The sequence below is a fragment of the Tolypothrix campylonemoides VB511288_2 genome, assembly GCF_045999855.1.
GTDB lineage: Bacteria > Cyanobacteriota > Cyanobacteriia > Cyanobacteriales > Nostocaceae > Scytonema > Scytonema bouteillei_A.
This window is the reverse complement of record NZ_JBFPMW010000012.1, coordinates 166,619-193,256: the sequence shown is the minus strand read 5'-3', so window position 1 is coordinate 193,256 and position 26,638 is coordinate 166,619. Positions and strand designations below refer to the sequence as shown.

The 26,638-nt window shown below is 38.9% G+C and carries 20 protein-coding genes; 14 read left to right on the top strand and 6 right to left on the bottom strand.

Features of this window, described 5'->3' with window-relative positions:
• The first annotated feature begins 712 nt into the window (after positions 1-712).
• The 9 genes from cas10 to AB0756_RS29640 all read left to right on the top strand — a co-directional run bounded on the left by cas10 (position 713) and on the right by AB0756_RS29640 (position 10,172).
• Positions 713-3,091: a type III-B CRISPR-associated protein Cas10/Cmr2 gene (gene cas10 / locus AB0756_RS29680; protein WP_038076070.1), complete on the top strand. Its 2,379-nt coding sequence runs from the start codon at positions 713-715 to the stop codon at positions 3,089-3,091.
• Positions 3,088-3,951, top strand: coding sequence for an RAMP superfamily CRISPR-associated protein (locus tag AB0756_RS29675; RefSeq protein WP_063779572.1), 864 nt, complete (start codon positions 3,088-3,090; stop codon positions 3,949-3,951). The genes cas10 and AB0756_RS29675 overlap by 4 nt, the downstream gene beginning before the upstream one ends.
• A complete protein-coding gene (csx10, locus tag AB0756_RS29670) occupies positions 3,948-5,273 on the top strand; it encodes a type III-D CRISPR-associated RAMP protein Csx10 (protein WP_050046749.1) in 1,326 nt (441 codons plus the stop codon). The genes AB0756_RS29675 and csx10 overlap by 4 nt, the downstream gene beginning before the upstream one ends.
• The gene (locus tag AB0756_RS29665; RefSeq protein ID WP_038076073.1) at positions 5,270-5,725 is read left to right on the top strand and encodes a hypothetical protein; all 456 of its coding nucleotides are present in this window, start codon (positions 5,270-5,272) and stop codon (positions 5,723-5,725) included. The genes csx10 and AB0756_RS29665 overlap by 4 nt, the downstream gene beginning before the upstream one ends.
• Positions 5,726-5,801: 76 nt before the next feature.
• The gene (gene csx7 / locus AB0756_RS29660; protein WP_038076152.1) at positions 5,802-6,704 is read left to right on the top strand and encodes a type III CRISPR-associated RAMP protein Csx7; all 903 of its coding nucleotides are present in this window, start codon (positions 5,802-5,804) and stop codon (positions 6,702-6,704) included.
• Positions 6,705-6,713: 9 nt separating this feature from the next.
• Positions 6,714-7,721: an RAMP superfamily CRISPR-associated protein gene (locus tag AB0756_RS29655; RefSeq protein WP_038076075.1), complete on the top strand. Its 1,008-nt coding sequence runs from the start codon at positions 6,714-6,716 to the stop codon at positions 7,719-7,721.
• Complete coding sequence (locus AB0756_RS29650) at positions 7,709-8,236, top strand: hypothetical protein (RefSeq protein ID WP_038076078.1); 528 nt, start codon at positions 7,709-7,711, stop codon at positions 8,234-8,236. The genes AB0756_RS29655 and AB0756_RS29650 overlap by 13 nt, the downstream gene beginning before the upstream one ends.
• A gap of 1 nt (position 8,237) precedes the next feature.
• Positions 8,238-9,305: an RAMP superfamily CRISPR-associated protein gene (locus AB0756_RS29645; RefSeq protein ID WP_038076081.1), complete on the top strand. Its 1,068-nt coding sequence runs from the start codon at positions 8,238-8,240 to the stop codon at positions 9,303-9,305.
• A 168-nt stretch (positions 9,306-9,473) separates the two neighbouring features.
• Positions 9,474-10,172, top strand: a complete 699-nt coding sequence (locus AB0756_RS29640; protein ID WP_408104033.1) for a hypothetical protein — start codon at positions 9,474-9,476, stop codon at positions 10,170-10,172.
• Positions 10,173-10,891: 719 nt separating this feature from the next.
• Here AB0756_RS29640 and AB0756_RS29635 read toward each other — a convergent pair.
• The 6 genes from AB0756_RS29635 to AB0756_RS29610 all read right to left on the bottom strand — a co-directional run bounded on the left by AB0756_RS29635 (position 10,892) and on the right by AB0756_RS29610 (position 14,556).
• Positions 10,892-11,050 (bottom strand): PIN domain-containing protein, encoded by a 159-nt coding sequence (locus tag AB0756_RS29635; RefSeq protein ID WP_408104032.1) that lies wholly within the window; start codon positions 11,048-11,050, stop codon positions 10,892-10,894.
• A gap of 40 nt (positions 11,051-11,090) precedes the next feature.
• Entirely contained in the window at positions 11,091-11,228 is a 138-nt protein-coding gene (locus tag AB0756_RS29630; protein WP_237265960.1) for a hypothetical protein, read from the bottom strand.
• A gap of 202 nt (positions 11,229-11,430) precedes the next feature.
• Positions 11,431-11,595 (bottom strand): DUF1016 N-terminal domain-containing protein, encoded by a 165-nt coding sequence (locus AB0756_RS29625; protein WP_082051899.1) that lies wholly within the window; start codon positions 11,593-11,595, stop codon positions 11,431-11,433.
• 45 nt (positions 11,596-11,640) lie between these two features.
• Positions 11,641-12,462: a hypothetical protein gene (locus AB0756_RS29620; RefSeq protein WP_038078915.1), complete on the bottom strand. Its 822-nt coding sequence runs from the start codon at positions 12,460-12,462 to the stop codon at positions 11,641-11,643.
• Between the two features lie 319 nt (positions 12,463-12,781).
• Positions 12,782-14,092: an SAVED domain-containing protein gene (locus AB0756_RS29615; RefSeq protein WP_063779571.1), complete on the bottom strand. Its 1,311-nt coding sequence runs from the start codon at positions 14,090-14,092 to the stop codon at positions 12,782-12,784.
• Positions 14,093-14,136: 44 nt separating this feature from the next.
• On the bottom strand, positions 14,137-14,556 hold the full coding sequence (locus tag AB0756_RS29610) for a hypothetical protein (protein ID WP_038078890.1): 420 nt from the start codon (positions 14,554-14,556) through the stop codon (positions 14,137-14,139).
• Positions 14,557-15,190: 634 nt separating this feature from the next.
• Between AB0756_RS29610 and AB0756_RS29605 the strand changes: the two genes are divergently transcribed.
• The 5 genes from AB0756_RS29605 (at position 15,191) to AB0756_RS29585 (ending at position 26,374) form a co-directional block, all read left to right on the top strand.
• Positions 15,191-15,733: a hypothetical protein gene (locus AB0756_RS29605; RefSeq protein WP_038078892.1), complete on the top strand. Its 543-nt coding sequence runs from the start codon at positions 15,191-15,193 to the stop codon at positions 15,731-15,733.
• A gap of 319 nt (positions 15,734-16,052) precedes the next feature.
• Positions 16,053-18,002 carry an endonuclease/exonuclease/phosphatase family protein gene (locus AB0756_RS29600; protein ID WP_202048668.1) on the top strand — a complete coding sequence of 650 codons (1,950 nt, stop codon included), beginning with the start codon at positions 16,053-16,055 and terminating at the stop codon, positions 18,000-18,002.
• A 207-nt stretch (positions 18,003-18,209) separates the two neighbouring features.
• Positions 18,210-21,749, top strand: coding sequence for a phytase (locus tag AB0756_RS29595; protein WP_050046744.1), 3,540 nt, complete (start codon positions 18,210-18,212; stop codon positions 21,747-21,749).
• 367 nt (positions 21,750-22,116) lie between these two features.
• A complete protein-coding gene (locus AB0756_RS29590; RefSeq protein WP_050046743.1) occupies positions 22,117-22,305 on the top strand; it encodes a helix-turn-helix domain-containing protein in 189 nt (62 codons plus the stop codon).
• Positions 22,306-23,053: 748 nt separating this feature from the next.
• Entirely contained in the window at positions 23,054-26,374 is a 3,321-nt protein-coding gene (locus AB0756_RS29585; RefSeq protein ID WP_050046741.1) for a DUF4347 domain-containing protein, read from the top strand.
• Positions 26,375-26,638: the final 264 nt, after the last annotated feature.

Below are 26,638 nucleotides of genomic sequence, written 5' to 3'. Positions count from 1 at the left end.
AAAAAAATGAGTTTTAACTCTTGTTTAAGTACTGAAATCAGCTAGTCCTTAATCTATTGTGCAAGCGATCGATTACACTTTTTATTGAATTTATTTATCTACAGCATATGGAGTTTAGGTTTAAGCAATTTTATTTTTTTTATAAATTTATCTGACAATATTGTTAATTGTGAGTTAGTTAAAGAATTACTAGAAGTACTTAAAACTTGCATAAGTTTGTACCTGTGATTGTTTGATAACTGTTAAGGACTACAAAATTCTTTAATGCAATTCCGCAAAGTTCAGTAGAAAAAGTATTTGGCTACATCCACTAATAGGTACGGTGTTTCGTTGTTAGAGGTCTTGTGTTGATTTCTTATAATTGGCAATCATCCAATTTTGTTGTCAAATCTATCTTATTTAAAACATCAAATTAAGTATGTTTTTATACTAATATTTTAATTTCAGACATCATTGACATCTTCATGATTTGACGATTTGTTCTTTTTGAATTGTTTACTGCCTTGATACAACACAACGATCGCATTTACACAAGTACACAAGTCAGCCCAACACAAAAATACTGAAAAATTTTCTTTTTTTTAGCAACTCAGTATGAAATAGTATTTAGTAAGCTTGACGAGCGCAAGCCAGTACTTTCCTAAAGATCTGTTGGTAGAAAACCATTTGCCGATAGGTAAGTACTAATCACTAAAAGCTTTGATTTGACCTAATGACAAACGACTCTCGCACGCGCACAGTATCTGCTTTTGCCTGGTGTCTTGCTTGGGGTAAAAAGCATAAGTTGAGTCAGGACGAACTCAGTGCAATGAAAAAAATGCGACAAACATTAATTGATGAAAGGAAAGATGAGAGCGCTCGCAAGCAAGTGATACCGGATACAATGCAACATTTCGTAATGCTAGCAGAGCAGCTTTATAATATTGATGAAGACTATAAACCTGAGACATTATCAGAATTAGAACAAAAGTATCAAGACCTTTGGAAAGAAGATACGCCTATCGGTTTGGTTTATGGCGGTGCAACGAAAATTAAACAATATGTTTTTGAAGCAGCAAAACTTCATGAAATACGAGGAGCCTCTGCACTACTCGATCGCATTAACCTTGAAGATGTTCCAGGTTTTTTTGGTGAAGGTAGACGTTCAATACGTATGCAGGAATGGTTGCGGAACAACGGCTTTGCCGATTTAGTTCCAGCACTGATTCCCGAACTTATTATTTATTCTACAGGTGGTAGCGTTCTTGCTTTTTGCCCTGCTGCTTTAGTGGATAAACTAGCTAACGCTATTGAAAAACGTTATACCGATGAAACCTTAACGGCTAATTCCTGTGCAGTTGGCGATACTTTTCGCTTGTTAGAATTCCGGTTTGGGCTGTTGCAAAATCCTATAGAAAAGACTCTCTGGTTGGGAGAATATAAACAGAAGCATAACGATCGCATCATCCAAGCTTATTTTGACCAATCTGACGAACACGATTTAAATATAAAATTTTGGCAACGCAAGAATTTTAACGAACTGGTAGGAAAACTGGCAAACCAATTTACCCACCGTCGTAACGGTAATTTGACACCAAGTGTTGTGCTGACTCACTCTGATGCGTCTGATGGTGATACTAATCGTAATTCACGTCCGAGCCGCTGCTATCCTCCCATGTTTGAAACCCATCCCTATTTACAACGGGATGAAACTGAGAGACGTGCAGCTGTAGCAGAGACGAATTTACCGGGAAGACCAAATTTTTCTGCAGCTTTAGCTCGTAAAGTCATAGTTGGTCAGCGTAGTAAAAATGATACCGTCCAAAGACGCGCATGGTACAAGCGAGAATATTTTGGAGTTCGTCTATCATCGGGTAAAGAGAAACTCTGGAATCCTGGTTATTTTTCTAGTTGGGTGACTAGATTTCAAAATTCTTTGCAAGAATTAGATAAGGAATGTCAAAACAAATATTATCAACCAGCCGATGGTAATCCTGTTACAGAAGCTTTATCATTACGGGAAATTGGTAATGTGAGTAAAGTTAAGGGATTTGTTGGTTATATTTACGCCGATGGTAATAATATGGGTGGCTATATCCGCAACAGAATTCGCACGCCCCAAGATTATCGTATATTTAGTCAACAAGTTTTAAATGCAACCCAAAAGGCTGTTTACATAGCATTAAAAAAACATCTCCAACCCCGTCAGCTTCAAAATTTGACAGATTCAGATATTAGCGATCGCAATAAACAATGGATTTATCCGTTTGAAATTATTACTATTGGTGGGGATGATGTGCTGTTGATTGTACCAGCAGATAAAGCCTTAGATGTTGCTAAAACTCTTAGTGAGGAATTTGAAAACCAGTTACCTGACTTTCAATTAGAAGTATCCTACGATTCTAAAAAAGTTCACCGCTATCAAGGAACCAAGCTGCCAAAATGCGATCGTCAGTGTGAGTTAAGTATGTCCGCCGGAGTACTCATTACTGCTGAAAGTACTCCTATCTATTACGGAGAATCTCTCACAAATCAACTCTTAAAATCATCAAAAAAATTAGCAAAAGACCTAAAACGAGAATATAAATATTACGGTGGAACAGTTGATTTCTTAGCACTAAAAGCTGTAACAATGATTGCGTCTACTATCAAAGATTTTCGCGAACAAGGACTAACAAAAGAAAATCTAAAATTCTATGCTGCACCTTATACTCTTTACGAGTTAGAAGGCTTATTGGAAACTGTTGCAGCACTTAAAAAGGCTAAATTCCCCAAATCGCAACTTTATCAAATTCGTAGTTTGTTGGAACGGGGTAGGCGCACGGCTATTCTGAATTACCGTTATTTTCGAGTTCGGCTGCAACAAAAAGAACAGGTGCATCTAAAAACTATGTTTGAAGAGACTTGGTGTCAAGCGAAAAGTAATAATGGTAACCTCGCACCCTGGATGTCAAAAAATTCCAATGGATCAACCACGGAACCAGAGAAAACTATTTATGAAACAATTTGGCGTGACTTGGTGGATTTACATCCATTTGTCGCGATACAAGAGGAAAGTGAATTACCTAATCTCAATCCAGAACCAGAGGAAATCCAAGGAGTAGAACAATGATTAGCCTTGATGGAATTCCTCCAAATCAAACCGACACTTGGGAGATAACCGCGATTATTGATACAGCTTTGTGTGTAGGTGCGGGTGGTTCCTCTGGTTCTCTAGCAGATAAACCCATTGTCCGCAATGCTCAAGGACAGCTAATTATTCCAGCTTCCCAAATCAAAGGTAGATTGCGTCATGAATGTGAAAAATTAGCGAGTGCATTGGGATGGGAAATTTTTTACGCACCCGTCGCAACAGAGCTTTGTCCCAATCAAGAACAGCTAAAGAAGCGTTTCCAGAAAATATATGGTTTGGAAAACTTACCTTTAGATGAGAACCTTGAATGGAATCTCTTTCAAGAAATATACACGGTAACTGGTTATAAAGGCTTTCACTGTATTGTATCGCAAATCTTCGGCAACCCAATTTTACCATCTCGCGTTATTGTTGAGGATTTTATCTGTTCGGTTCCCGCAGATGAATTACCAGAAGTTTTACGTCCGGGAGTCACAATTAACCGTCGTCGTCGCACTGCTGAGGAAACTAAACTTTATCTCTTAGAAACTTCTCCTGCAAATGCTCAACTAAAATTTGAAGGTAAAATCCACTTACTACCTAAGTTTTCATCTATTTGTCCCGATTTAGCAAAGCTTTTAATCTTTTCTGGCTTGCATCATATTTATGCATTAGGAGGAAGTAAATCTACAGGTTTGGGCTGGTTGCATTGGCAAAACTTACCAAAATTTACCATAGATGAAAGTACTTGGTCGAATTTAGCAGCAAAACAATTCTTAGAGACGATTAAAGGTAAACGTGAAAATAGGGTAGGTTGGGTTGAGGAACGAAATCCAACATTGAATCGAGAGGAACCATGAAACGTATTGAATTAACAATTACAGCCCAATCACCCCTAGCAATCGGTAGAGAAAAACCCGGAGGTTCCGTTAGCGAGGTGGAAAAATATATTCCGGGTTCTGTAATACGTGGTGCAGTTGCAAAACAAATTTTGTCTCGCTATCCAGACATTGAAATGCAAAATCTCGATGTTACGGTAGAGAACAATCATTTCCAAAAGCTGTTTTTAGATGAAAAATCAGCAATTTTTCAAAATGCTTACCCTGCGATCGCAAAAAGTGGTAGTATTTATAAAAAAGTCGAGAATACTCCTATCAGAGTTTTACCAGCAACAGCAGTCAGTTCTAAGGCTAATCCAGGGTTTAAAACTGACAATAAGCACGGCGTGTTCGACACATTGATTGACTTGTTTTGTGCAGATATATTCAATTATCCTTACGATCCAAGTAGTAAGAAAGCTATAGAAGATAGGGTAGATCCGCGAGTGGAGACTTTTAGCTGCTTCTACAGCAAAGACAGCAATAGCTACTACAGTCATGCAGTGACTAGCCGTCTGTTAACAAGGGTAGGAATAAACCGTCGCCGCGCTACAGCAGAGGAAGACATTTTATATAGTATTGAAGTTCTAAATGAAGAATTTAAGACTAAGAAAAATACACAAACCAATAATTCTCAATATTATCAATGGGAGAACTATGTTTATCGCAGTTATATTCTCATAAAAAATGATGCGATCGCTAAGAAATTACACAAGTTTATTAATAATAACAAAGAACAATTCCGACTTGGTGGTTCAATATCGCGAGGGTTGGGTAAAGTAAGAATCGAAGCTAAAGAAGTTCAAGTCATCAATGATATTCAAAAAAGAATAGATAAATTTAATGAAGCATTAAAAAACCGCTTGGAAGAATGGTCTGAGGTATTTGGAAAACCCCAACACGATCCATTTAGTAAGAATCGTAAATATTTCACTATTAACTTACACTCTGAAGCTATTTTGCTAGAAAATTGGCAGCGAACAACAGTTATCTCCACTGAAATGCTCCAATATACGCTCCAACAATTTCTAACTAAGAAAGATGAATCATTAAAGCTTCATACTGCTTATAGTAGTTACGATTATCGCTCTGGATGGAACAATGCTTGGGGACTCATGAAAGATGTAGAATTGATAACAAATAAAGGCGCAGTTTATCTATTTAGTACAGAAAATTTGGAATCATGGTACAAAGCCTTATTTAATTTAGAGCTAACTGGAGTAGGAGAACGTGTCAGTGAAGGATTTGGTCAAGTAGAAATTTGCAATGAATTTCATTTAGTATTTCGTGAGGATGCAGTATGACAAACTGGGAAGAACAGCAGAAAGAGTTTAAAATCCAGAAAGGGATTCGTGACGCTGAAGACGATCTAGTCATCGCAATTGAGGAAAGATTAAATAATCAAAAATCCTATGGTAAGTTGGAAGACTCACAATATCGAAATTTAATGCATGTGGCTGATACGACTGGGAGCATTGCAGTGATTAAGAACTTTCTACGTTACCAGTTAGGACGCGATAAAAAGTGGGGCGAAGGAAAGGAATCACTAGCTGAAAAAATTATTGATGATATTGATGATAAGCTCAAACAAAAGGCTTTGGAAATTATCGAAAAATCTGGATGTAATGAAACTGAAAAAATAGAAAAAATCAAACCAGTGTGGTTGGAATTAACTCGACGTTACTTGAGTTATGGTTCGCGTCATCTCAAATATCTTAACCCTAGTAAAAGTACTTCTCCTAGTAAAACTAATTAAAAGACTAAGTAGGTAGTTAAGAAAGTATGTAAAGATATGCGACTTGCTAACAACCAATAACAAATAACAAATGACCATGTTTGAAATTTTTAAAAATCGCATAGAAATTACAGGAATTTTAGAAACAGTAACCGCTTTGCGAATTAGTGCGGGACGTTCCACTGAAGCTATTGGTTCAGATTTACCCGTCATTAAAGATGCTTTAGGTAGACCATTAATACCTGGTTCTAGCTTTAAAGGCGCATTAAGATCGAGATTGGAAAGTTTTTTGCGGGGAATTGATGAAAGTTTTGCAGCCAATCCAGCATTAGAAACGGAATGGTCGATTACTCAAGAAGCAATGTCTAAATTTAAGCACGAGCTAGTCATCACAAGAGATAAGCCAAAAGAAAAAGAGGAAAAATTACATCAATTTATTTTAAATAAAACAGATTTAATTTCCTTTCTTTTCGGTTCTCCTTGGTTATCCAGCAAATTACAAATCCGCGATTTAACTGTACATAAACCAGAAGATAATTGGTTTGGACAATATCAAGAACGAGATGGAGTGGCTATCGATCGCGATACTGAAACTGCTGGAGATGGGAAACTTTATGATTTCCAAATTGTACCAGCAGGAACGCCTTTTGATTTCCATGCTATTGTTGAAAATGCTGAGGAATGGGAACTAGGTTTATTGACGATTGGGTTACAACAATTTAAAACAGAACAAATTCCTTTAGGTGGTGGTAAGTCGAGAGGATTGGGAGTAGTTAAACTCCAAATTAATGATGTTAAGTGGATTGATGTACGAGATGCTAACGATAAAAGTAAGGTCGATCCAAATAAGGTTATTGAATATCTCAAGAAATTAATAAATTCTCATGGAGATTTACCTTGCGATGATAGTATCCCTTTACCATACGTATGGAGTGAAGCGCTAATTCATAAATTACGGGAAGAGATGGAAAAAGTAAAAAATACAGTAGCTACTAATTAACACCCAATTATGCACAAACAATTAGTTAATCAATGTATTCTCAATATTACTATTATTCCTACTAGCCCTATCTTAATAAAATCTGGTTTGGAAAGTGCAGATCCAACAAAACCAAACATGAATTTTGTAGAAACGTATCATCAAGGAAGCCCCACTATTTACCTTCCCGGTAGTTCCTTGAAGGGGGCGATTCGCGCTCATGCTGAAAGGATTGTGAGAACTTTAGGTCATCCAGATTATGATAAACCTATTAACTCTTCACTCATTTGGGCGAATAATCCTTTAGATGACGAATACGATTACTTGTATGAAAATCCACAAGATAAAGAATACCTAAAAAAGAAATTACCAGCACAGAGTATTTATAAAGAATCATCATTTACAGACCAAATATTTGGGAACAAATTCATTGCTAGTCGTTTGCGAATTGAAGATGCGTATCCCAACAAGTCACAACCTTTGAGAATAGAACAACGAAATGGTGTTGCAATCGATAGGGTATTTGGTTCGGTTGCACATGGTCCCTTTGATTATCAAGTTTGTACAAGTGGCGCATTTAAAACCAAAATTCATTTGAAAAACTTTTCTCTAGCACAGTTAGGTTTGATTGCGTTAGTATTGCGCGATTTAAATGAAGGATGGTTTGGAATTGGGTACGGAAAAACTCGCGGTTTGGGTATGGTGATGGTGGAGTATGACAGCGCTGTAGTTCAATATCCTGGATGCATTTTAGAGAAAAAGGATGGTAAGATTTACAAATTTGGTAGTCAAACACCTTGGGATAAAGTTTATCTTTTAGGTGCGGGGGAATTTTTAAAAGGCAATAAAAAAAATCCTTATGGTTTTCCGCAAGACGATAAATACGAAATTACTATAGTGAAACCAACATCAATGGAATATGGTTTTGGCGTGCAAATGCTTTGGGAAGAACCAACAGAGATTCAGGAATTATTTATGCACTCCGTTGCTGCTTGGAGTAAGTTGTTAGAACAGGGAGGTGCTGTATGTGCTTCGTAGGGTTCAATCAGCAGCCTTTGTCTAAAGAAAAATTACTTGAGTTGCTGGACAAGCATTCAACACTACCTAGCTATTACTTTCTACGCTGGAAACATCGGGTAGGGGGATTTTGGGAACGACGTAACGAAAAGTTTGGTAACATAGAAGATGATATACGCGAGCGCTTAAAAAATAACCTCCCAAAAAATTCTCTCCAAAATAATCCCACACCAGAACCCACGGAAACCTTTCCCAGTCCAGAAGGACAATTATTTAACTCAATCCTAGAGATACGTTGGAAAAGACAGAAAGGAGAATATCAAGTCTTGGTTCTTAGTTCCAAAGACACAGAAGCTGATTTTACGCCGATTCAACGCAATTGGGAAATTTTAGAGCAAAATGCACTGACTCATTCTCCAACTGAAACTCGTTTTCCTAAAGGCTTGAATACCGAACAACTGAATATTGCTCAACGCTATTTTCGAGATAGTCATACCGCTACAGTTCATTTTGTTGCATTAACGGTGAAAAATTAAGATGGCTAATAACTCTTATCGTTCGACTAATTCCAGTAATTTCAACCAACAACGCGGACCCAGACCATACGACTTTGTCTATTTTTCTACTAAATCACCTAGTGTAAATAAACCTCCCGGACATCATAAATATTTACACGAGCGCATACACGGTACTTTATTTTTGACCCTAAAAGTCCAAACCATGGTGCATATTTCAACTGGAACAGTGCTAATGGGAAGCGATATTAACAGGGAAGAGATTCCTTTAATCAAAACTATGGTTCAAGGAATTGACGACGAACTCATCATTCAAGGTAGTTCTCTAAAAGGTTGCATTCGTTCAATTTATGAGGCAATTACTAACAGTCGCGTAGGAGTCAAGCCTAAAAAGCCGAGTGAATACCCAGAAGAACGTTTACCAGCCAAAGAGAAAAATCAACTTTGTCCAGCAAGTATAGTTTTTGGTGCGTCTGGTGACAGATGGGGATGGCAAGGATTAGTTTCAATTCAGGATGCTTATTGTGAAATGACTGGTTTTGAAGTTGGTTTCATGTCCAATCTTTGGCGACCTAGACCAGAAGAGAATGATATATACTATTTTAAAGATAAATCTGGAAAGAAAAAAGCGGTCGGGTGGAAATTTTATTACAATATGAAATATGCTCTTGATAAAGGTGAAGGTAATGGTGTTCCCGCCCAAGTAGCGTTTAAAAATGATGAATTTATAACTCAATTAAATTTTAGAAATCTCAAATCAGAAGAATTAGGAGCATTGCTAATTGCTTTAGGTCAAGACAACAAATATCCTATAATTTTGAAATTGGGTGCTGGTAAACCAGTCGGGCTGGGAAGCATGATAGTAGAAATTACAGAAGCTGATCTTTTACAAAACCAATCGGATTTACGTACTCGTTATTCCTCTTTTGAAAGACTATCCAATCAATTTTTAACTGGAGAATCTCTAAAAATCTTTATAGGAAATACAGTTCAAAAAGCTCATGAAAACTTAATTGATAAATCAAAATTAGAAGAATTATCTAATATCCTCAATCCTTCCACTCATTTTGCCCCTCATGAAAGCTATTAAGTAAGTCAGCACAATTAAAGTTAACTAGTGAGGAGCGTTATTTATCAATAGTCATTTGTCGTTGGTAAAGATTTTTAGGAATGTTTACATTTTGTAATATAGTTCAATTTATTTGTACATAGCTACTTAATTAAAATGAAAAGTAATAGCGATCGCATTATTTACAATATGACTGATAAATATCTTCAGTTAGCCCACAAAATTGCTGTCACTTTAATTAGAGAACAAGATAATATTGAAGCAGGTGAAAAAGGTATTATTACTGAGGTAGGAAAATTAACCACTTATCTGAACTACAAAATCAAACAAAATATTAGTTTAAAGAAAGAAGAAAGAAAACAAATAAAATTTTTTATTTATCTTGACTCTTTAAGCGAACATAGTCAGACAATAGGACATAGTAACAAAACCATAGCTTATTATGAAGCCATAAACGAAACTTGTAAAAACTATCTTAAAGATTATGCAAACAAGCCAGTGATTATGATGCAAATACTGGGATGGTCGCAACGCTTAATGTATTATTACAGACAATTAGATTTATCAAATATAGACATTAATAATTTACAAATAGAGACAACAGACGAAATGCTAGGACTTACTCCTAAGTTATCAGAGATTAACAAGATTACAGAACCGATAGTAACACAAACATCAAAAACCTTAACATTACCTCAAAAACTACAAGTTTCTAAACCTATACCTCCTCAAGTCGTAGAGTCAACACAAACAGAAACAAACAATCCACTAAAACGTCCTATATCGCCAAAACCCGCTAAACCCGTAGAAAGTCCAAAACTAGAAAAGCCAAAAGCATCAGAATCTTCAAATCCTTTCAAGCGTCCTCCAAAGAAAATCTCTAGTTAACTACACTCCTTTTCCATAAGCAACGTAGGCGGAATCTGCAACAATTCCAAGTAAACTTATTGAAGTTTTTGCAGGGTTTAATATTGGTGAAGCTGTTAGCTTTGGTGTTGGAGTTTGAGCAATAATGAATTCTAGAAGTGAGACACATTAATTAAGGGTAGCCAATCCATAGTAGATTTCACAAGCAACCTCGTTTATTATACGTCTGTTCTGTCAACTTCCTTTTTCCTGATTTATACTCATATATTTATAATATATTGTAACATTCTTGACAATCTAAAGCAAAAAATCGTATCTTTAGTGTGAGTGTGCTAATCCAAATCTACGCACTTCACTCGATCCTTGAAAACCCTATAACTTCGTTAAAGTGTGTCGATTGCATACGGTGCAAGGCTTTCAGGCTACGAAAATGACAACTTTTGGAAATTTTTTGATAAGTTTTAAGAGGTGTGTCGATTGAGGGGTCTGAAACCCTCTTCCAGTAAGGCTTCCAAGAGTGAAATCTTTACACTTCCCCCGCCCCGAAAGGGGATGGAAACGAGCCGCCCTAGGCGTGCCTCAAACACCAGAGACGCTTTACACTTCCCCCGCCCCGAAAGGGGATGGAAACAGGACTGTGTACATTGCGAATGCATCTACTCAGTTGGCTTGACACTTCCCCCGCCCCAAAAGGGGATGGAAACTTAACTTTAGCTTCTCCACCATTAATTGAACTTTCTTTACACTTCCCCCGCCCCGAAACGGGATGGAAACAAAGGACAATTCAGACATTCCTGTTCCCCGTTTTCCCCTTTTTGTTGACTCCAAGCAATTACTCCTGGATTTGGTTGAGGGCGAACCAGTTCGCTGATGATATTGGTGTCACATAGAAAGGTCATGGTGCTAATCGATCAATGGATTGAACCGCTCTTACCGATCTTACCGAGCAGGAATTTCCAAGGTGTAGTCTTCCTCTACACAGATCTGACGTAATTCGGCAAAGGCATTAGCTAGGGAGTATTTATGATGTTGGTTTTTCCATTCCAGTAATTCTTGGAATAGTTCTGGCTCTACCACAGCTGTAACCAGTCGCTCCCGATCGTAAATTAGTTGAGGCTCTTCACAGCATCGTCGATTAGTTGAGAGAACTGCTGTTGGGCTTGCTCAATTTTCCAGTTCATAGACTTGAGTTACTTGCAATCGCTAAGACAAAAGTCATTTCATCACAAGATGAATATTCTACTCTTCATCCTCTGTTTTTACTGTTACTGTATCTAACTCAGCTTCTAAATTCTCGATAGTCGGTAAATTGTTGTCCATACCATTGGCATTCTTTGATATCTTTAACAGCGTCTGAAATACGGACATTATAGTTCCAAGGAATTTGTACAACAACCTGTTGCACGAATTGTTCATCTGAGTATACTTCTGCAAACGCCCGCATATACTTAAGATTCCGTGTGGAAAGGTTCTTCGATTGATTAGTTAACTATACTCTTTTTCCATAAGCAACGTAAGCAGAATCTGCAACAATTCCAAGCAAACTTATTGGTGAATTGACAGGAATATAATAATAATTAACCCGTGTTGACAAATTATCTATTTCTCTAAATCTTCCCTTAACATAAATTACCAAAACAGTATTTTTATCCAACCAATTCAATACTAAGTCAATTTGTTCTTTTACCTTAGCCTCTAGCTTATTATCGGCATCATCTTTTGATAATCCAACGAATTCCTGCCCTTCTAATAACTTAGAATTTATTAAATCTAAAACAAAAATATCCCCGACTGGCTTTTTAGGTTTTTTCCTTTGATGCCAATACTCAACCTTATCAAAACCTCTTGTACGCAATAGCTTACAATCTTCCGGTTCCATTGCATCATCGCTAGGTGAATAATAATCTACAATCGTCGAACCAATCACTCTTTCACGCTGCAAAGAACGCTTGACACTCTCAACTTCAGACTGGACTAAATCTGTGATTTTATTCTCTACTTCTCGATTAATTAATTGACTAGCTAATTTTTTTGCCTCATCTAAATTCTTACCTACAGCATAAGCCAAAAATCCACCTAAAAATGTAAATGCTATTAAGACAAGTTGCATTGCAGTGACAAATCTGTTAAAACTTTCACCTAGTTGACCATTTGTCGCTTTTAAAAACTCTAACTGACTTTTGAGCAATTCAAGTTCACTAGAAGTTTTTGCAGGGTTTAATATTGGTGAAGCTGTTGGCGTTGGTGTTGGAGTTTGAGCAATAATTAAATTCCAGAGGTGAGACATATCAATTGAGGCTAGCCAATCCATAATAGATTTTACAAGCGACTTCATTTATTATACATTCATGGGTTAACGAGAGTAAATCTTTGATGAGACACCGTAATTCGCAATTGTCGGTTTTACTACCAATTAAGAGGACTTTTCAAACATCCTCTTAGCGATTGCATTAAAAAATCACGTATCAGTTGGTGAAGGCATAATCAAATTACACCAGCACAAATAATGAGCGAGAGATGAAGATTGGTTTTTGCGGTTCTAGACTGCAAGAGTAGAAAATCACCACTCCGTACCAATCTTCATACAGTGATAGATTGTGATACAGGTATAAGCACGTGCCTTTGAATTATTAACCCGTACAAAGTTTGACTGAAGGTTGGTATTTTTCTGCAACACGCTCGTAACAAATGACATCACCAATACATCGTAATCGCTGACCTAAGAAGAAACAAAAACTCATCGGAGCAAATAAAACTAAGTGTGTGCTGCTTGCACGGTATTTTTGGCGAGTTTCGCGAATAATTTCTTTAGCATGAATTGTGAGTGCAGTTGCATCTGCATTAGAACTAATTGCTCTTTCTCCAATACCAGCTTCTGGTTCTGCATAAACAACAGCACTAAGTGGAATGGGTGAATCTTGACGTAGTTGTTCTATATCTCTTGATGCATTACCTGTGATTCCCAATGCAACTAAAATGTCTTCTCCAGCTTCGCCATCTTCTTTGACAATTTTAAACTTTGCTGTTGACGCACTAATATCCGATCGCCACAATTCGTTTTGTCCTATGGTTCTTTGTTCTACTTGCAAGGTATATCCTCTAGTATCTTGAAAAACATGACCAATGACCACGGCTGCTGAAAGAGGGAGCTTACCTCGAATATCAACAGTTAATTCAGTATGTCCTTGGGAAACTTGTTCTCGTACTTGTTCCAAATTAGGGAGTAAAATGTTTTTCCAAGTTTCTTGGTTAGCAATACGACGGGGTCCAGACGCACTCTCAAGGCTAAAATATTCTGTCCAGTCCAGTTCAACAGTGGGTAAGTTGTCATACATTTGCTTGACCCAACCATGTATCCAAAGGCGGACTCTAGTCTGCTTTTTCAAAATAGGAATATCTGCTTGGTCTATTCCTGCTAGTGAAATGCTGTTGCGACCCAAATTATAAGCGAATTCATAGCCTCTACCCGCTCCCAAGGCATCATAAAAGCCAGCAGCAAATTCAATAGCAGTGAGATCGTTAATGGATTGCTTCATTCCAATGACATAATCAATGTGCTGTGCAATCGCTTTTGCTTGGACTTCTGAATAACAAGCATTTAGGAGCACGCATTCTACCTTGTCTGCAAATAATTTAAATAGTTCTGCCAAAGCATAGGTGCTGACAAATTTAACTTCACCTGTATTGTCATCTTTCAATACTAGCCCTTCTTCTCCCATTCCATGTCCACAAAAGTGAACGATTTGGGGATTTTCTCTCAATATTGCCCGCCGTAATTCTCTGTGAGTGATAGCACCGCACGCTCTTAACTCAAATTGGTCGCGTTGTTGAGCCCGTTCTATTGCCGTTTCGATTTCTCGGACTTCTTCATCTAAGCGCAGACGGGTGATGTTTGTAGGGTTAGCTGAGAGAATTAAGATACGTTTTGGACTGTTAGTCATAGGTTAATATTATCAGAGCTAAAAATTTTAATTACGAGATGCAGTCATTTAGATTTTCCATAAGCAGATGCAGGGGATACTAGAATCGCCCCATCCTTTTCCAAGGCTTTAGCAAATTCATTACGGTCTGAGTGATTTGCATCAAATATCATCACAGTTTGATAGGAATTATTACATTCAGGGAAATTAGATTTGATAATTACATAAGAAGGACTTCCCAACTCACCACATACATGAGGATTTCCTTTATCTTGTCCGTTGACTTTGCGTTTAACCTTGTATCTACCATTACTGTAAAGTTTTTGTAACTCTTTGCCAATAACCTCCAATTTGTCGTCATTTTGATACCAGTTACTAATCTTTTCTAGATGTTTCATCTCTGGCTGAAGACAAGGGATAAGATAAATCTTTGTATTAAGATCTAAAACATCATTCACGTACTTCTGGTGATTGTAGTAGTGCATATAACTTACGTTGGTAGAAATTCATATGGCTGGAGTATATAGTTATAAGGATTAAAGTAGTTTTCTACAAGATTTTTCAGGATGTAAGTTATTTTTTAGGTTATCGAAATGAATTTTTGTTGTATCAATCAATTAATTACTTCCCCAGCAAAATGGATGATTCCGGAAAATTACTGAGACAATAATCATTTTTGAAGATTATCTGTTACTTTTATATAAGAATGGCAGTAAGCCCGTACTGTTGAGAGAGTGAGTGGGAGTGATAAGCTGGGTACAGCTTGTGCTTCGGGAGCGCACGAATGTGGATGCAATACTCTACTCGGTTAGTGATTTTTTGTAATAGTTTGGGTGGTAATGAAGCGTTGAATCAATTTCTCAAGTAAACAGTAAGACAGTATGTTAAAAAAGGCATATCCCGTACTTTCATTCTTGCTGACACAGAACAATCAGAGATAATTACACAGTCTAAGCTAGCAACCACCGAAAACGATCGCAATACCCAATATTAAATTGACAAGCCGAAGTAGACGTGATTTCCCATTGTGTTATCTTATAATTAGGCAACTAATTATCAGGTAGCTAATCAAATACGAACTGTCATTAAAGAATAACCCGATCGCAAAAGGAGAACTAGATGAAAAAGTTGAGTGTCAAACCTAAGAACTGGTTAGTATCTTTCCATGTAGCCTCTGGAGGGATTTGGTTGGGGACAGCACTTTGTATTGTGGTAGTCGCCATTACGAAAAAAAACATACCAAATGGAGACGAGCTTTATGGTATCAACTCAGTATTAAAGTTTATGGATGATTGGGTAATTATTCCAACTGCTAATCTGTCACTCATCACGGGTGGATTGCTTTGTTGGCTGACTATTTGGGGATTTACGAAACACTATTGGGTTATTGTGAAATGGGTAGCGACTGTGACCTTAATTACCACGGGAACAATCTGGCTGGGTCCCTGGTTAAATACCATGACAGCTATTTCCGAAACAGAACGACTACAGGCTTTACACAACCCACTGTACAGATTTCACCAACAGGGTGTCATCATTGGCGGTGCTATTCAAACTGCTTGCTTGTTAGCGATCGTTGCAATTTCAATAGTTAAACCTTGGGGAAGACGGCTAGTCAAACAATCAAAAGACATCGAAGAAGTAGTTTCTTCAAACAGTTAAACCCCGAACGGTAAATTAACACAGCGCAATAATAACTCGATCGCGAGCGCGAAGTCAAAAAGGTCGTGCTATGGTTTTACATCACTTTCACCACGCACGATCTTAAAAATATCTCTCACAACTTTATTACGAATATTTATTAGCTTAGTACTATTCATTTTTTATCTTCGCGAAGAATTGTTATTACTAGAGTTAAGTTATGTCTTAACCTATTCCTAGTGAATTCTTAAACTAACTAGTATAACTTAATGGTGCGGAATACAAATCAATTATGCTTATTTCTTCTTTGTCAAGCTGGCTACATTGGTTGATGGTTCTAATGTTTACTTCTCTGATAAACATTGTTCCTTTTTCTAGCGATCTTGTTAATTCAAATAACATTATCTATGGATTAGAAAATGCGATTGCACAAGCCTCTGATACTGTACGCATCCACGATATTCAAGGTGCAAGTCATACTTCTAAATTAGTTGATGAAACAGTAACAGATGTCCCTGGAATAGTTACATTAGTACTTGGTTCGGGTTCCGGTCGCGGTTTCTATATACAAGATCCAAACCAGGATAACGACGATGCAACATCGGAAGGGATTTTTGTTTTCTTGGGCAATTCCAGTATTCCCAATCCCAATATTGGTCAATCGGTAGCGGTTACGGGAAGGGTAGGTGAATTTCGACCGGGAAACAATACTAGTAATTTGACAACAACTCAAATTTCTGCCAACGGAACGGGTGGTGCTGTTCGAGTTATCGATTCTTTAGGAAAGATTAACCCCACTATTATTGGTGTGGAAGGTCGCATTCCACCCAATACTGCAATTAGCGATGATTTTACAGCAGGCGATCGCGGTAATGTAGAAACAGAGGGTGATTTTGAACCAGCATCAGAAGGAATAGACTTTTATGAAAGTCTCGAGGGTATGTTAGTTCAAATTAACAATCCCGTAGCAATTAGCCCTACTAACGAATTTGGAGAAATTTGGGTACTTCCAGACAACGGTTCTAATGCAACGGGACGCACGATTCGCGGTGGAAGTCTCATTTCATCTAAAGATTTCAATCCCGAACGCATTCAAATAGATGACGCCCCTGCTATATCTGGTAAGTCTCCCGAGGTGAATGTCGGTGCAACGTTAGGCACAATAACAGGTATAGTTGATTATAATTTCAATACCTATGAAGTTTTGCCATTTTCCATAACTGTTAACGCTCCGAGTTCTTTAACTAAAGAAACAACAAATCTTACCCCACAAGGCAACAATCTAACTATTGCAACTTTTAATGTTGAGAACCTTGATACCAAAATAGAAGCTCTCGACAAAGTTAACGCACAGCAACAAAGTAATGTTGATGATGATTTAGGGAGTGGTAAATTTACCGCACTTGCCGATCGCATTGTTAACAACTTGCGTTCTCCTGACATTATTTCTCTAGAGGAAATTCAAGATAACACCGGAGCAGAAATCAATGATGGAGTGGTAGAGGCAGATCGGACTTATGAAGAATTAATTAATGCGATCGCAGTTTCAGGTGGTCCTGTATACGATTATCGCCAAATCAATCCAGTAGAAAGAGAGGATGGAGGTCAACCGGGTGGTAATATTCGAGTTGGTTTTTTGTTTAACCCCAATCGAGTACAATTTGTAGATCGTGCTGGAGGTGGATCGACTACTAACACGACAGTTAACAACATTAACGGTCAACCAGAACTTTCTGTCAGTCCCGGAAGAATCGATCCAACTAACCCCGCTTTCAATGACAGCCGCAAATCTTTGGTAGGCGAGTTTATCTTTCAAGGTCAAAAACTGTTTGTTATTGCCAATCACTGGAATTCTAAAGGTGGAGACCAACCCCTGTATGGTCCAAATCAGCCTCCTGTTTTAACGACAGAAACCCAACGCCGCCAACAAGCACAAGTTATTAATGACTTTGCAGACAAGATTTTGGCAGTAGATCCCAAGGCTAATATAGTGGTTGCAGGCGATTTGAATGATTTTGAGTTTTCTGAACCGCTCAATATTTTAAAAGGAAAGTCAGGTGGTTCGGGTAAGACGGTGTTGAGAAATTTAGTAGAAACAATAAGCGCAAACGAACGATACACTTATAATTTTCAAGGCAATGCTCAAGTTTTAGACCACATCTTAGTTAGCCAAAATCTCTTTAAGAAATTAAAGGGTTATGATGTCGTTCACATCAATTCTGAGTTTGTTGCTCAAGATAGCGACCACGACCCCAGTGTCGCTCAATTTAATTTAAAAGTTAGTAGTTAGTAGTTGCCGGTTAGTAGGGGCGCAAGACCGCCAACCCGTACAGTGATTTGCCGTTTCTTCAATAACAACTAACTACTAGCAACTCACAAATAACGAGCGTGCAAATAATTTCGCAGCCAATTGACACCTTATATGACCAGTGACTGGCGCTCGGCGTTCGCCCAGGAACGAGATTAAATCCAAAATCTAAAATCCAAAATCTAAAACATGGTGACTACCAACACGATTCGCTTTTCTCAATTCAATGCTTCTTTAAACCGTGGTGCAGAGGGTCAGTTAATTCAGGATTTATCTACCCCTGAAAATACACAAGCAAAATCCGTTGCAGAAATTATTCAACGTACTAACCCAGATGTACTGCTGATTAACGAGTTTGACTATTACGAGCCAGACCCATATAAAGCGGTAGAACTTTTTCAAAAAAATTACCTTTCCGTCAGTCAAAACGGTGCAGATCCGACTGAGTACCGTTACGCTTACATCGCACCTTCCAATACTGGTATCTCATCTGGATTTGACTTAAACAACGATGGTACAGTCGTTACAGATCCCGGTACGCGGGGATATGGTGATGATGCTTTCGGGTTTGGTGAGTTTCCCGGTCAGTATGGGATGTTGCTGCTATCAAAATATCCTATTGATACCGAAAATCTGCGGACTTTCCAAACTTTTTTATGGAAAGATCTGCCAGGATCTTTGTTGCCTACAATTGCGCTTCCCGATTCCAATACGTCTTGGTATTCACCAGAAGAACAAGAGGTCTTGCGTCTTTCTTCTAAGAGTCATTGGGATGTTCCTATCTTAGTGAATGGCGAGACTATCCATGCTTTGGTTAGCCATCCCACACCGCCTACATTTGACGGACTTGAAGACCGCAACGGTAAGCGCAACTATGACGAAATTCGCTTCTGGGCAGATTATATTACACCTGGAAAAGGCGACTATATATATGATGATGCAGGGAATAAAGGCGGTCTTGTTGCTGGGTCGCGCTTTGTGATTATGGGTGACCAAAATGCAGACCCCTTTGATGGTGACAGCTATAACAACGCTATCCGACAACTGTTACTCAATCCCGGTATCAATACGAATTTTATTCCTTCAAGCCTTGGTGGTGCTCAACAAGCAATTTTACAAGGTGGGGCAAATCTGACTCATCGAGGGAATCCTGCTTTTGACACTGCAGACTTTGCTGATACAGCCCCAGGAAACTTACGAGTAGACTACGTACTGCCATCTGCTGACTTGCAAATTAGCAATTCATCTGTTTTTTGGCCTCTCAATACAGACCCCCTGTTCCGATTGGTAGGCACATTCGATCCAACTTTACCTGGTGGATATCCCAGTTCTGACCATAAATTGATTTGGGCAGACTTGCAAGTTCCACCAACAGAAGCAGGGAGAACTGTTCCCGATGCGGACTTTTTGGGACAAACAGTATTTCCTACTGGCTTTATTCCTGATGGTGCGGCTGGAATAACTGCACTGGGCGGACTGTCTGGTATCACCTATGATGCTGCAAATGATGTCTTTTATGCTGTCTCTGACGATCGCTCTCAATTCGCGCCTGCCCGATTCTACACCTTAGAAGCCGAATTTTCTCAAAAAACAGGGTCTCTGGAAAGTGTAACCTTCACCAATGCTATCACCCTAAAAGACGCCAACGGTCAAGAGTTCGCGCTCAATAGCTTAGATCCAGAAGGAATTGCACTCACCAACAAAGGGACAGTTTTTATTTCCTCAGAAGGAGAGGCAAATATCAATGCAGGTCGTGTCACCAATCCCTTTATCAATGAATTCTCCCTAACCACAGGACAGCAAATACGCTCTTTACCTGTTCCAACAAAGTTCCTACCCGTTGTGCAAGATACCAACGGTAACGGGATTGTGGATACAGGAGATACTCAGGTATCTGGTATTCGCAATAATTTGGCATTTGAAAGTTTAGCGATCGCACCCGACCAAAAATTCCTGTATACAGCAACTGAAGCCTCCTTGTTTCAGGATGGTCCCATTGCCAGTCTCAATGGAGGAAGCCGTTCTCGGATTCTTCAATACAACTTGGTTTCCGGTCAACCAGAAAAAGAATACCTCTATATCACCGATCCAATTGCTACACCTCCAAACCCGGCGACGGGGTTTGCTGACAATGGTTTGGTCGATTTGTTAGCAATTGATAACCGAGGTACTTTACTTTCCTTGGAACGTTCTTTTTCTGAAGGTGTTGGTAACACAATCAAAATCTACGAAGTCAGCTTGCAAGGCGCAACTGACATCAAGTACTACGATTCTCTCAACACTTTAAGTCCCGAAGAGTTAACAGTCATTCAACCCGTTGAAAAACGCCTTTTGTTGGATCTCAACTCACTAAAGCTACCCACAGGTACGGATAATATTGAGGGGATCTCCTTTGGACCGAAATTAGCGGATGGTCGTCAGTCCATCGTGTTAGTAAGTGACAACAACTTCAGCCAAACGCAATTTACCCAAATCATTGCTTTAGGTGCAGACTTAGTTCCCACCGCAGCACCCACAGTTGAAACCCGTCCCGACCTATTTGATGACCCCAAATTACCACGCGACCAACGGGCTGATGCAGATGACCCGGCAATTTACCTCAATTCCACTAATCCAGAACAAAGTCTGGTACTGACAGTGGTTAAAAATGCAGGTTTGCGAGTTTATGACTTGTCAGGTAATTTGTTGGAGGAAGTGAACCCTGGCAATATTCGCTACAATAATATTGACCTGCAATATGGCTTTAACTTAGGCGGTCAGCCTGTTGATATTGCCGTAGCGACAGACAGGAATAACGACAAGCTGGCAATTTTCAAAATTAATGCCCATCCCAATGCTTCAGGTCAATACCTAGAAGACATTACTGATAACGGTCTTGGTAGTTTGTTTCAATCATTACCGTATGAACCTCCTTACTCCCCATCACAACGAAGTGCTTACGGAGTTGCTTTGTACCGCAGCCCGGTAACAAACGATTACTATGTCTTCGCCAATCGTAGAGAAACTGGAGATGTTACACAGTTAAAGCTGGTCGATAAAGGTAATGGTAAGATTGGCACTGAGTTAGTGCGGAATTTTACCGTACCCACAACGGCAGGACGCGATCCGCAACTTGAAGGTATGGTAGCAGACCAAGAACTTGGCTATCTTTATATTGGTCAGGAAGATGTAGGTATCTGGAAGTACCAAGCAGAACCTAACGGTGGTACAACAGGTGTGTTAATTGACAAAGTTAAAGATTTGGGTGGGAAATATCTAGAAGATGATGTTGAAGGATTAACTATCTACTACGGCAACCAAGGTACTGGTTACTTGTTAACATCGAGTCAAGGTGATAGCACTTTTGTTGCCTATACTCGTGAGGGTAACAATGACTTTTTAGGACGCTTTGCTGTTGGTAATAATGGACCCATCGACAGCGTGCAAGAGTCGGATGGTGCAGATGTTCTGAATGTACCTTTAGGACCTAACTTTCCCTATGGTGTGTTTATTACCCAAGATGGTAATAATTTACCTGCACGATTAGTTGAGGATGATGGAGAGTTTGAGAATGTCAATACTAATTTTAAGTTAGTCCCTTGGGAAAATATCGCCTATTCATTCCCAACTCCTTTAGTCGTAGATACAACTAGCTACGATCCTCGCAATCCCAGCCCTGACTACTTGTTCGATTCTAACAGCACCATTGCTAGTCCACTTGAGGTTACACCTCTCGGAGATATTGCTTGATTGAGCACCCAATCTGCGATCGAGTCAAACATTTCCTGACACTCCCACCTCTTTTTTAAGGGGTGGTTTTCTTGACCTCAACCCAACTTATAATTTACACCTCCACAGCGAAAAGCCATGGAGGTGCGAATTTGTTTTATATTCAGGGTCTTTATATGAGCTGACCCCGTTTGAACGAAAAATTTAAGCTTCTATTTAGATTCTCATCGAATTAGTTATTTTTTGTTAAATTTAATATTTTCTTTATTATTGATAAAGTTTCGATCGTTTTTTCTACGAAATGATAATTCTTTTAATTTTTCTTCATTATTTGCTATACTCTAATTAGATCGCAATCTAATTAGGATTGCAAGGAAAGCAACAGAATATGCAAAAGCACGGTGTTTCACTGGCAGAAGCAGCAAGACGTTTAGGCATGAGTCAGAGCGCTTTGTATGTGGCTGTGCAAAAAGGACAAATCCCTACCTTGAGAAGAGGTGGGAGAACTGTAGTTCTTCCAGGATCGTTAACAGATTATCAAGTCAGACAGCGCCCTACCGACCCTTACAGGCTGTAAAGATCTCTGGGCGATCGCATCAATGAGTTTTCAAGTATTCTTAAGCACTTAGTGTATGGGTTTCTCAGACTAAGTGCTTTCTTATTGCTACGCGGCTTGTAGTGTCAGTTGGAACGCTTACCCCACCAAAGTGCATACCCCAGGATATGCGGTGGTGTACACAAGTCTTCTAAAGTGCATTCTTGAGGTTTCGATCCCCCCTAACCCCCCTTAACAAGGGGGGAACTGAGCTCCAATTCTCCCTTTTCACGATGTTTCATCTCTTTTCTAGAGATCTGTACACCACCGTAGATCTGGGGTTAGTAGTAGATCGACTCCTGGTCTGTCCTTCCGAGACACGTTATGTGCTTTGAAAAAATTGAATTATTTTATACAGGTAGGGAACTTACTCAAGGAGTTGCCGTCTGAGCAAATTAGGCAAGTGCAAAGTAAGTTTTACAGCGATCGCTTGCTAGTTATTTTATAACCCTCGTGCCTACCGATCTCCTTCGATTTAGTAGGAGCAATTATGTAACTTAAAGGAATTTATTTTCCTTTAAAAATTATTTTTTAAAAGAGAATATATATGAATGCGAAGGCTCTCATACATATTGAAATTTTGTTCAATATGTATGAGAGATTTTTTATTTTTTGTTTTAAAAATTTACGATTTTATTTTAGAAAAAAAACTTTTTATCTGATAGTTTTTAAAATTTCTTGGGCAACTTAAATACATAACCTTGTATTGTGGTTTCCAGGAAAGATAACAATGAAAAATATTCTCTTTATTGATAGTGCTGTAGATAAGTACAAGATTTTATTAGAAGGACTAGTACCAGGTATTACAGCTGTTATTCTTGACCCGAATCGCGATGGAATCGAGCAAATTTCCCAAATATTATCCCAATACAGTCTAATCGAAAGCGTTCATATTGTCTCCCACGGATCTCCTGGAACCTTATATTTAGGAAATAGCGAACTGAGCCTTCATAGTTTAACAAAGTATTCTAACGAACTACAGAATTGGTTTTTGCCATCATCCCATCTCCCAAATCTGCTTCTTTATGGCTGTAATGTAGCAGCCGGTGATGTAGGAGAAGAATTTATTACCAAACTTCACAAACTTACTGGAGCAAGTATTGCAGCAACAGCCCGTCCTACCGGAAACGCTGCTTTAGGTGGCAATTGGAATTTGAAAGTTAATGTAGGTAGTGTTGTTAATTCACCACTAGCATTTACAGCAGAAGCAATGGCTGCATATCCTGCTGTACTGGCTTTGTTTTCTCTAGGTAGCTATAGTAGCACAACTACTTCTAGCATGACTTCTAAAGTTACGGTAGAAGGAAGTTATGCCTATACAGTTGATAGTGAATTGGGCTTACAAATTATTGACATTACCGATTCTAAAAAACCTACCTTTAAAGGAAAATACAAATTTTCAGATAATAGTGAAGTCAAAGGCGTAGCTATTAAAGAAAAATACGCCTATGTTGCTAGCTTCAGTTCGGGTTTTCAAGTTGTCGATCTCACCGATCCTGCAAACCCCGTTACCAAACTTAATGATTCGACTTCTTGTAACACGGCAGAAGATATAGCCATTAAAGACAACTATATTTTCGTTGCTGGCGGTATTTCCGGTCTGAAAATTTTTGATATCAGTGACCCAACCCAGCTCGTTGTTAAAGGTCAATACAAGCCGACAAATGGCTCTATTAGAAACGTAACTGTAAAAGGTAATTATGCTTACGTTCTTTCTGAGTCAGGCTTATTCACATCAACCCTACAAATTATCGACATCACCAACCCCGATAGCCCCGTTCTTAAAGGCAGTTACAATACCTCAAGCACAGCTTATGAAGTCAAGATAGAAGGGAACTACGCTTACATTGCTGCTGGCTTTTCGGGAATGCAAATTGTTGATATCAGCGATGCGACCAAGCCAACTTTAAAAGGCAGTTTTGATACTTCTTATAATGTCTTTGGTGTCAGCATTGTAGGCAATTTAGCTTACATTGCCGATGGTAATATGGGCGTGCAAGTCCTTGATGTGACAGCTCCTGAGACTCCCATATCTGTTGGGACTTACCAAACCACTGGTATGGCTAAAGGTGTGTTTGTCGTAAACAACCAAGCTTACATTGCTGGAGGTTCTACAGGGCTGGAAATTGTGCTGAACAATACTCCTCCTACTGCTGCTGACAAAACTATTAGCGTTGATGAAGACACCGTCTATGCCTTTGTTATGGATGACTTTGGCTTCACTGATAGCGATGATGGTAGTGACGGCAGTAGTTTAAAAGAAGTACAAATTACGGAACTGCCACTAGTCGGTCAGTTGTTCAAAGATACCAATGAAGATGGTATCCAAAATGATGGCGAAGCTATTACCGTTGACCAAAAGATCGCATTTGCTGATATCTCCAAGCTGAAATTTAAGTCCATTGCAGACGCTAGTGGTACTAATTACGCAAGCTTCAAGTTTAAAGTTAGTGATGGTTTGGAATACAGCGCTGTAGCGTATAAGGCAACAATTGATGTTAAGCCCGTTAACGATGCACCTGTTCTCAGTGACACTGACGTCACTCTCAGTGCTGTTATCAAAGGTGCAAGCGCACCAACAGGCGCAGTTGGTACCTTAATTTCTTCTTTAGTGAAACTGGAAGGCAATGTTAAAGATGCAGACACTGATGCACTCACAGGTATTGCGATTACTAAACTTGATACAACCAAAGGCAGCTGGTTCTACAGCATCGACAACGGTAGCAAGTGGACATCTTTGAGTTCTGTATCGGATTCTAACGCTCTACTCTTAGCCGCAGATACCAATACCCGTATCTATTTTCAACCCAACGCCGAGACTACCGGAAAAATTAGCGACCTTTTAACCTTCCGTGCTTGGGATCGAACTAGTGGCACCAATGGTAGCAATATTGACATAACAAGCAGTACGAACGCAACTGCTTTCAGTACTACGACTGACACAGCTGGAATTACCGTCAAAGACGCGAGTGATGGTACAGATTCTGGCAGTACTGGTGGTTCTGTTAACGTCAAACTGAGTTTAAAGATAGTACCTAACAATCTTTTCCTTTTAGGTGATGCTTCTGAAGGTGGCAAACTCAAACTCCATATTAAGCTTGACGGACACAAATCCAAACTGGTAAATGAATTGGGAGTATGCGTTGTTGATGATGACAAAGGCACAATTGACGGTATTGCTCCTGATACAGAAGGTTACGCCCAAGCTGCATTATCAAGAGCACAAGTAATTTTCTCGTCTATTGCCAATGCTCCTAAAGGGTTTAGTTCAGATCTGACGCGTCTTTTAGAATTTAGCGCTGGTGCAAAGCTCAAATTCTTCATGATTAAAGACGGTACCCTTGATGGTGTCATGTCTGGTAAGATTTCCTTTAAAAATGTCCTCTTTGCTGATACGAAAACGCAAAAGACCACAGACTTGGGAAATGGAGAGTTTGCTCTAGATTGGGATGAGTTACTTGAGGGTGGCGGTGCTGACTTCCAAAAGTTGAAAATCAAGATTAAAGCCTCAAATGAAGAAATGCCTTTAGGAACTGGTTTGCAAGGTACATCAGGTGGAGAAGTCATTGATTTACGAGAAGCAAAAACGGAAGTTAAAGCAGAGTTTACCATTCATAGAGAAGCAGCATTTAAGAACTTTGTCTGCTTCTACCAGATGGCTGATGCAAAAGGTGGTATCGATATCAATGGTGATGGTAAGGCAGACCTGATGCCTGGTGATGAAGGTTATATCAAAGCAGCAATGAATGCTCGTGTGTCTGGAATTAACCTATCAGTAGAAAATCAAAGTTCTGCAACTTTCTCAGGCGTTTTCCAAAAAGGTTCTGTCTTTGCGCCAATGATTATTGCTGATGGTACAGCAGAAATGCTTTTAGATAGTGACATTAAGAACGATCCTGCTGTGTACTTACCTTTCTTAGGCGCTAACCCAAATAAAACAGACCATATTCGCTTGTTGGGCAGCAACTGCTTTGGTTTTGAAGATTTACCAGGTGGTGGTGACAATGACTTTAATGATATCGTTGTTAAGGTGAATTTGAAAACCGCTTAATTCTTGAAAACTCCAACAATATGTAGAGACGCAGCATACTCCGTCTCTACAGGATAAAATGCAAGATTGCTTGTCATGTGAAAACTAAGTTTTCTCAAAGAAATTCCTCTCTAACTCTCAATTACAATAAGGGAGAGATTAGAGAGGATTTTGTGTACTTTAAAAGCACAAACTGATATACATTAGGCAATATCAAGTCTAACTGTATTCAAATTGACAACAAATCAGTATCTCTACCGATCTTTTTAAGAATTATTAACAAGA

Bases quoted from the DNA above. Each gene is read 5' to 3' on its own strand.
- AB0756_RS29645 (WP_038076081.1), top strand. From the start codon at position 8,238: ATGGCTAATAACTCTTATCGTTCGACTAATTCCAGTAATTTCAACCAA.
- AB0756_RS29600 (WP_202048668.1), top strand. From the start codon at position 16,053: ATGTTTACTTCTCTGATAAACATTGTTCCTTTTTCTAGCGATCTTGTT.
- AB0756_RS29590 (WP_050046743.1), top strand. From the start codon at position 22,117: ATGCAAAAGCACGGTGTTTCACTGGCAGAAGCAGCAAGACGTTTAGGC.
- AB0756_RS29615 (WP_063779571.1), bottom strand. From the start codon at position 14,092: ATGACTAACAGTCCAAAACGTATCTTAATTCTCTCAGCTAACCCTACA.
- AB0756_RS29635 (WP_408104032.1), bottom strand. From the start codon at position 11,050: ATGACCTTTCTATGTGACACCAATATCATCAGCGAACTGGTTCGCCCT.
- AB0756_RS29585 (WP_050046741.1), top strand. From the start codon at position 23,054: ATGAAAAATATTCTCTTTATTGATAGTGCTGTAGATAAGTACAAGATT.
- csx7 (WP_038076152.1), top strand. From the start codon at position 5,802: ATGTTTGAAATTTTTAAAAATCGCATAGAAATTACAGGAATTTTAGAA.
- AB0756_RS29640 (WP_408104033.1), top strand. From the start codon at position 9,474: ATGACTGATAAATATCTTCAGTTAGCCCACAAAATTGCTGTCACTTTA.
- AB0756_RS29650 (WP_038076078.1), top strand. From the start codon at position 7,709: ATGTGCTTCGTAGGGTTCAATCAGCAGCCTTTGTCTAAAGAAAAATTA.
- cas10 (WP_038076070.1), top strand. From the start codon at position 713: ATGACAAACGACTCTCGCACGCGCACAGTATCTGCTTTTGCCTGGTGT.
- AB0756_RS29595 (WP_050046744.1), top strand. From the start codon at position 18,210: ATGGTGACTACCAACACGATTCGCTTTTCTCAATTCAATGCTTCTTTA.
- AB0756_RS29605 (WP_038078892.1), top strand. From the start codon at position 15,191: ATGAAAAAGTTGAGTGTCAAACCTAAGAACTGGTTAGTATCTTTCCAT.
- AB0756_RS29665 (WP_038076073.1), top strand. From the start codon at position 5,270: ATGACAAACTGGGAAGAACAGCAGAAAGAGTTTAAAATCCAGAAAGGG.
- AB0756_RS29620 (WP_038078915.1), bottom strand. From the start codon at position 12,462: ATGGATTGGCTAGCCTCAATTGATATGTCTCACCTCTGGAATTTAATT.
- AB0756_RS29625 (WP_082051899.1), bottom strand. From the start codon at position 11,595: ATGCGGGCGTTTGCAGAAGTATACTCAGATGAACAATTCGTGCAACAG.
- AB0756_RS29655 (WP_038076075.1), top strand. From the start codon at position 6,714: ATGCACAAACAATTAGTTAATCAATGTATTCTCAATATTACTATTATT.
- AB0756_RS29610 (WP_038078890.1), bottom strand. From the start codon at position 14,556: ATGCACTACTACAATCACCAGAAGTACGTGAATGATGTTTTAGATCTT.
- AB0756_RS29675 (WP_063779572.1), top strand. From the start codon at position 3,088: ATGATTAGCCTTGATGGAATTCCTCCAAATCAAACCGACACTTGGGAG.
- csx10 (WP_050046749.1), top strand. From the start codon at position 3,948: ATGAAACGTATTGAATTAACAATTACAGCCCAATCACCCCTAGCAATC.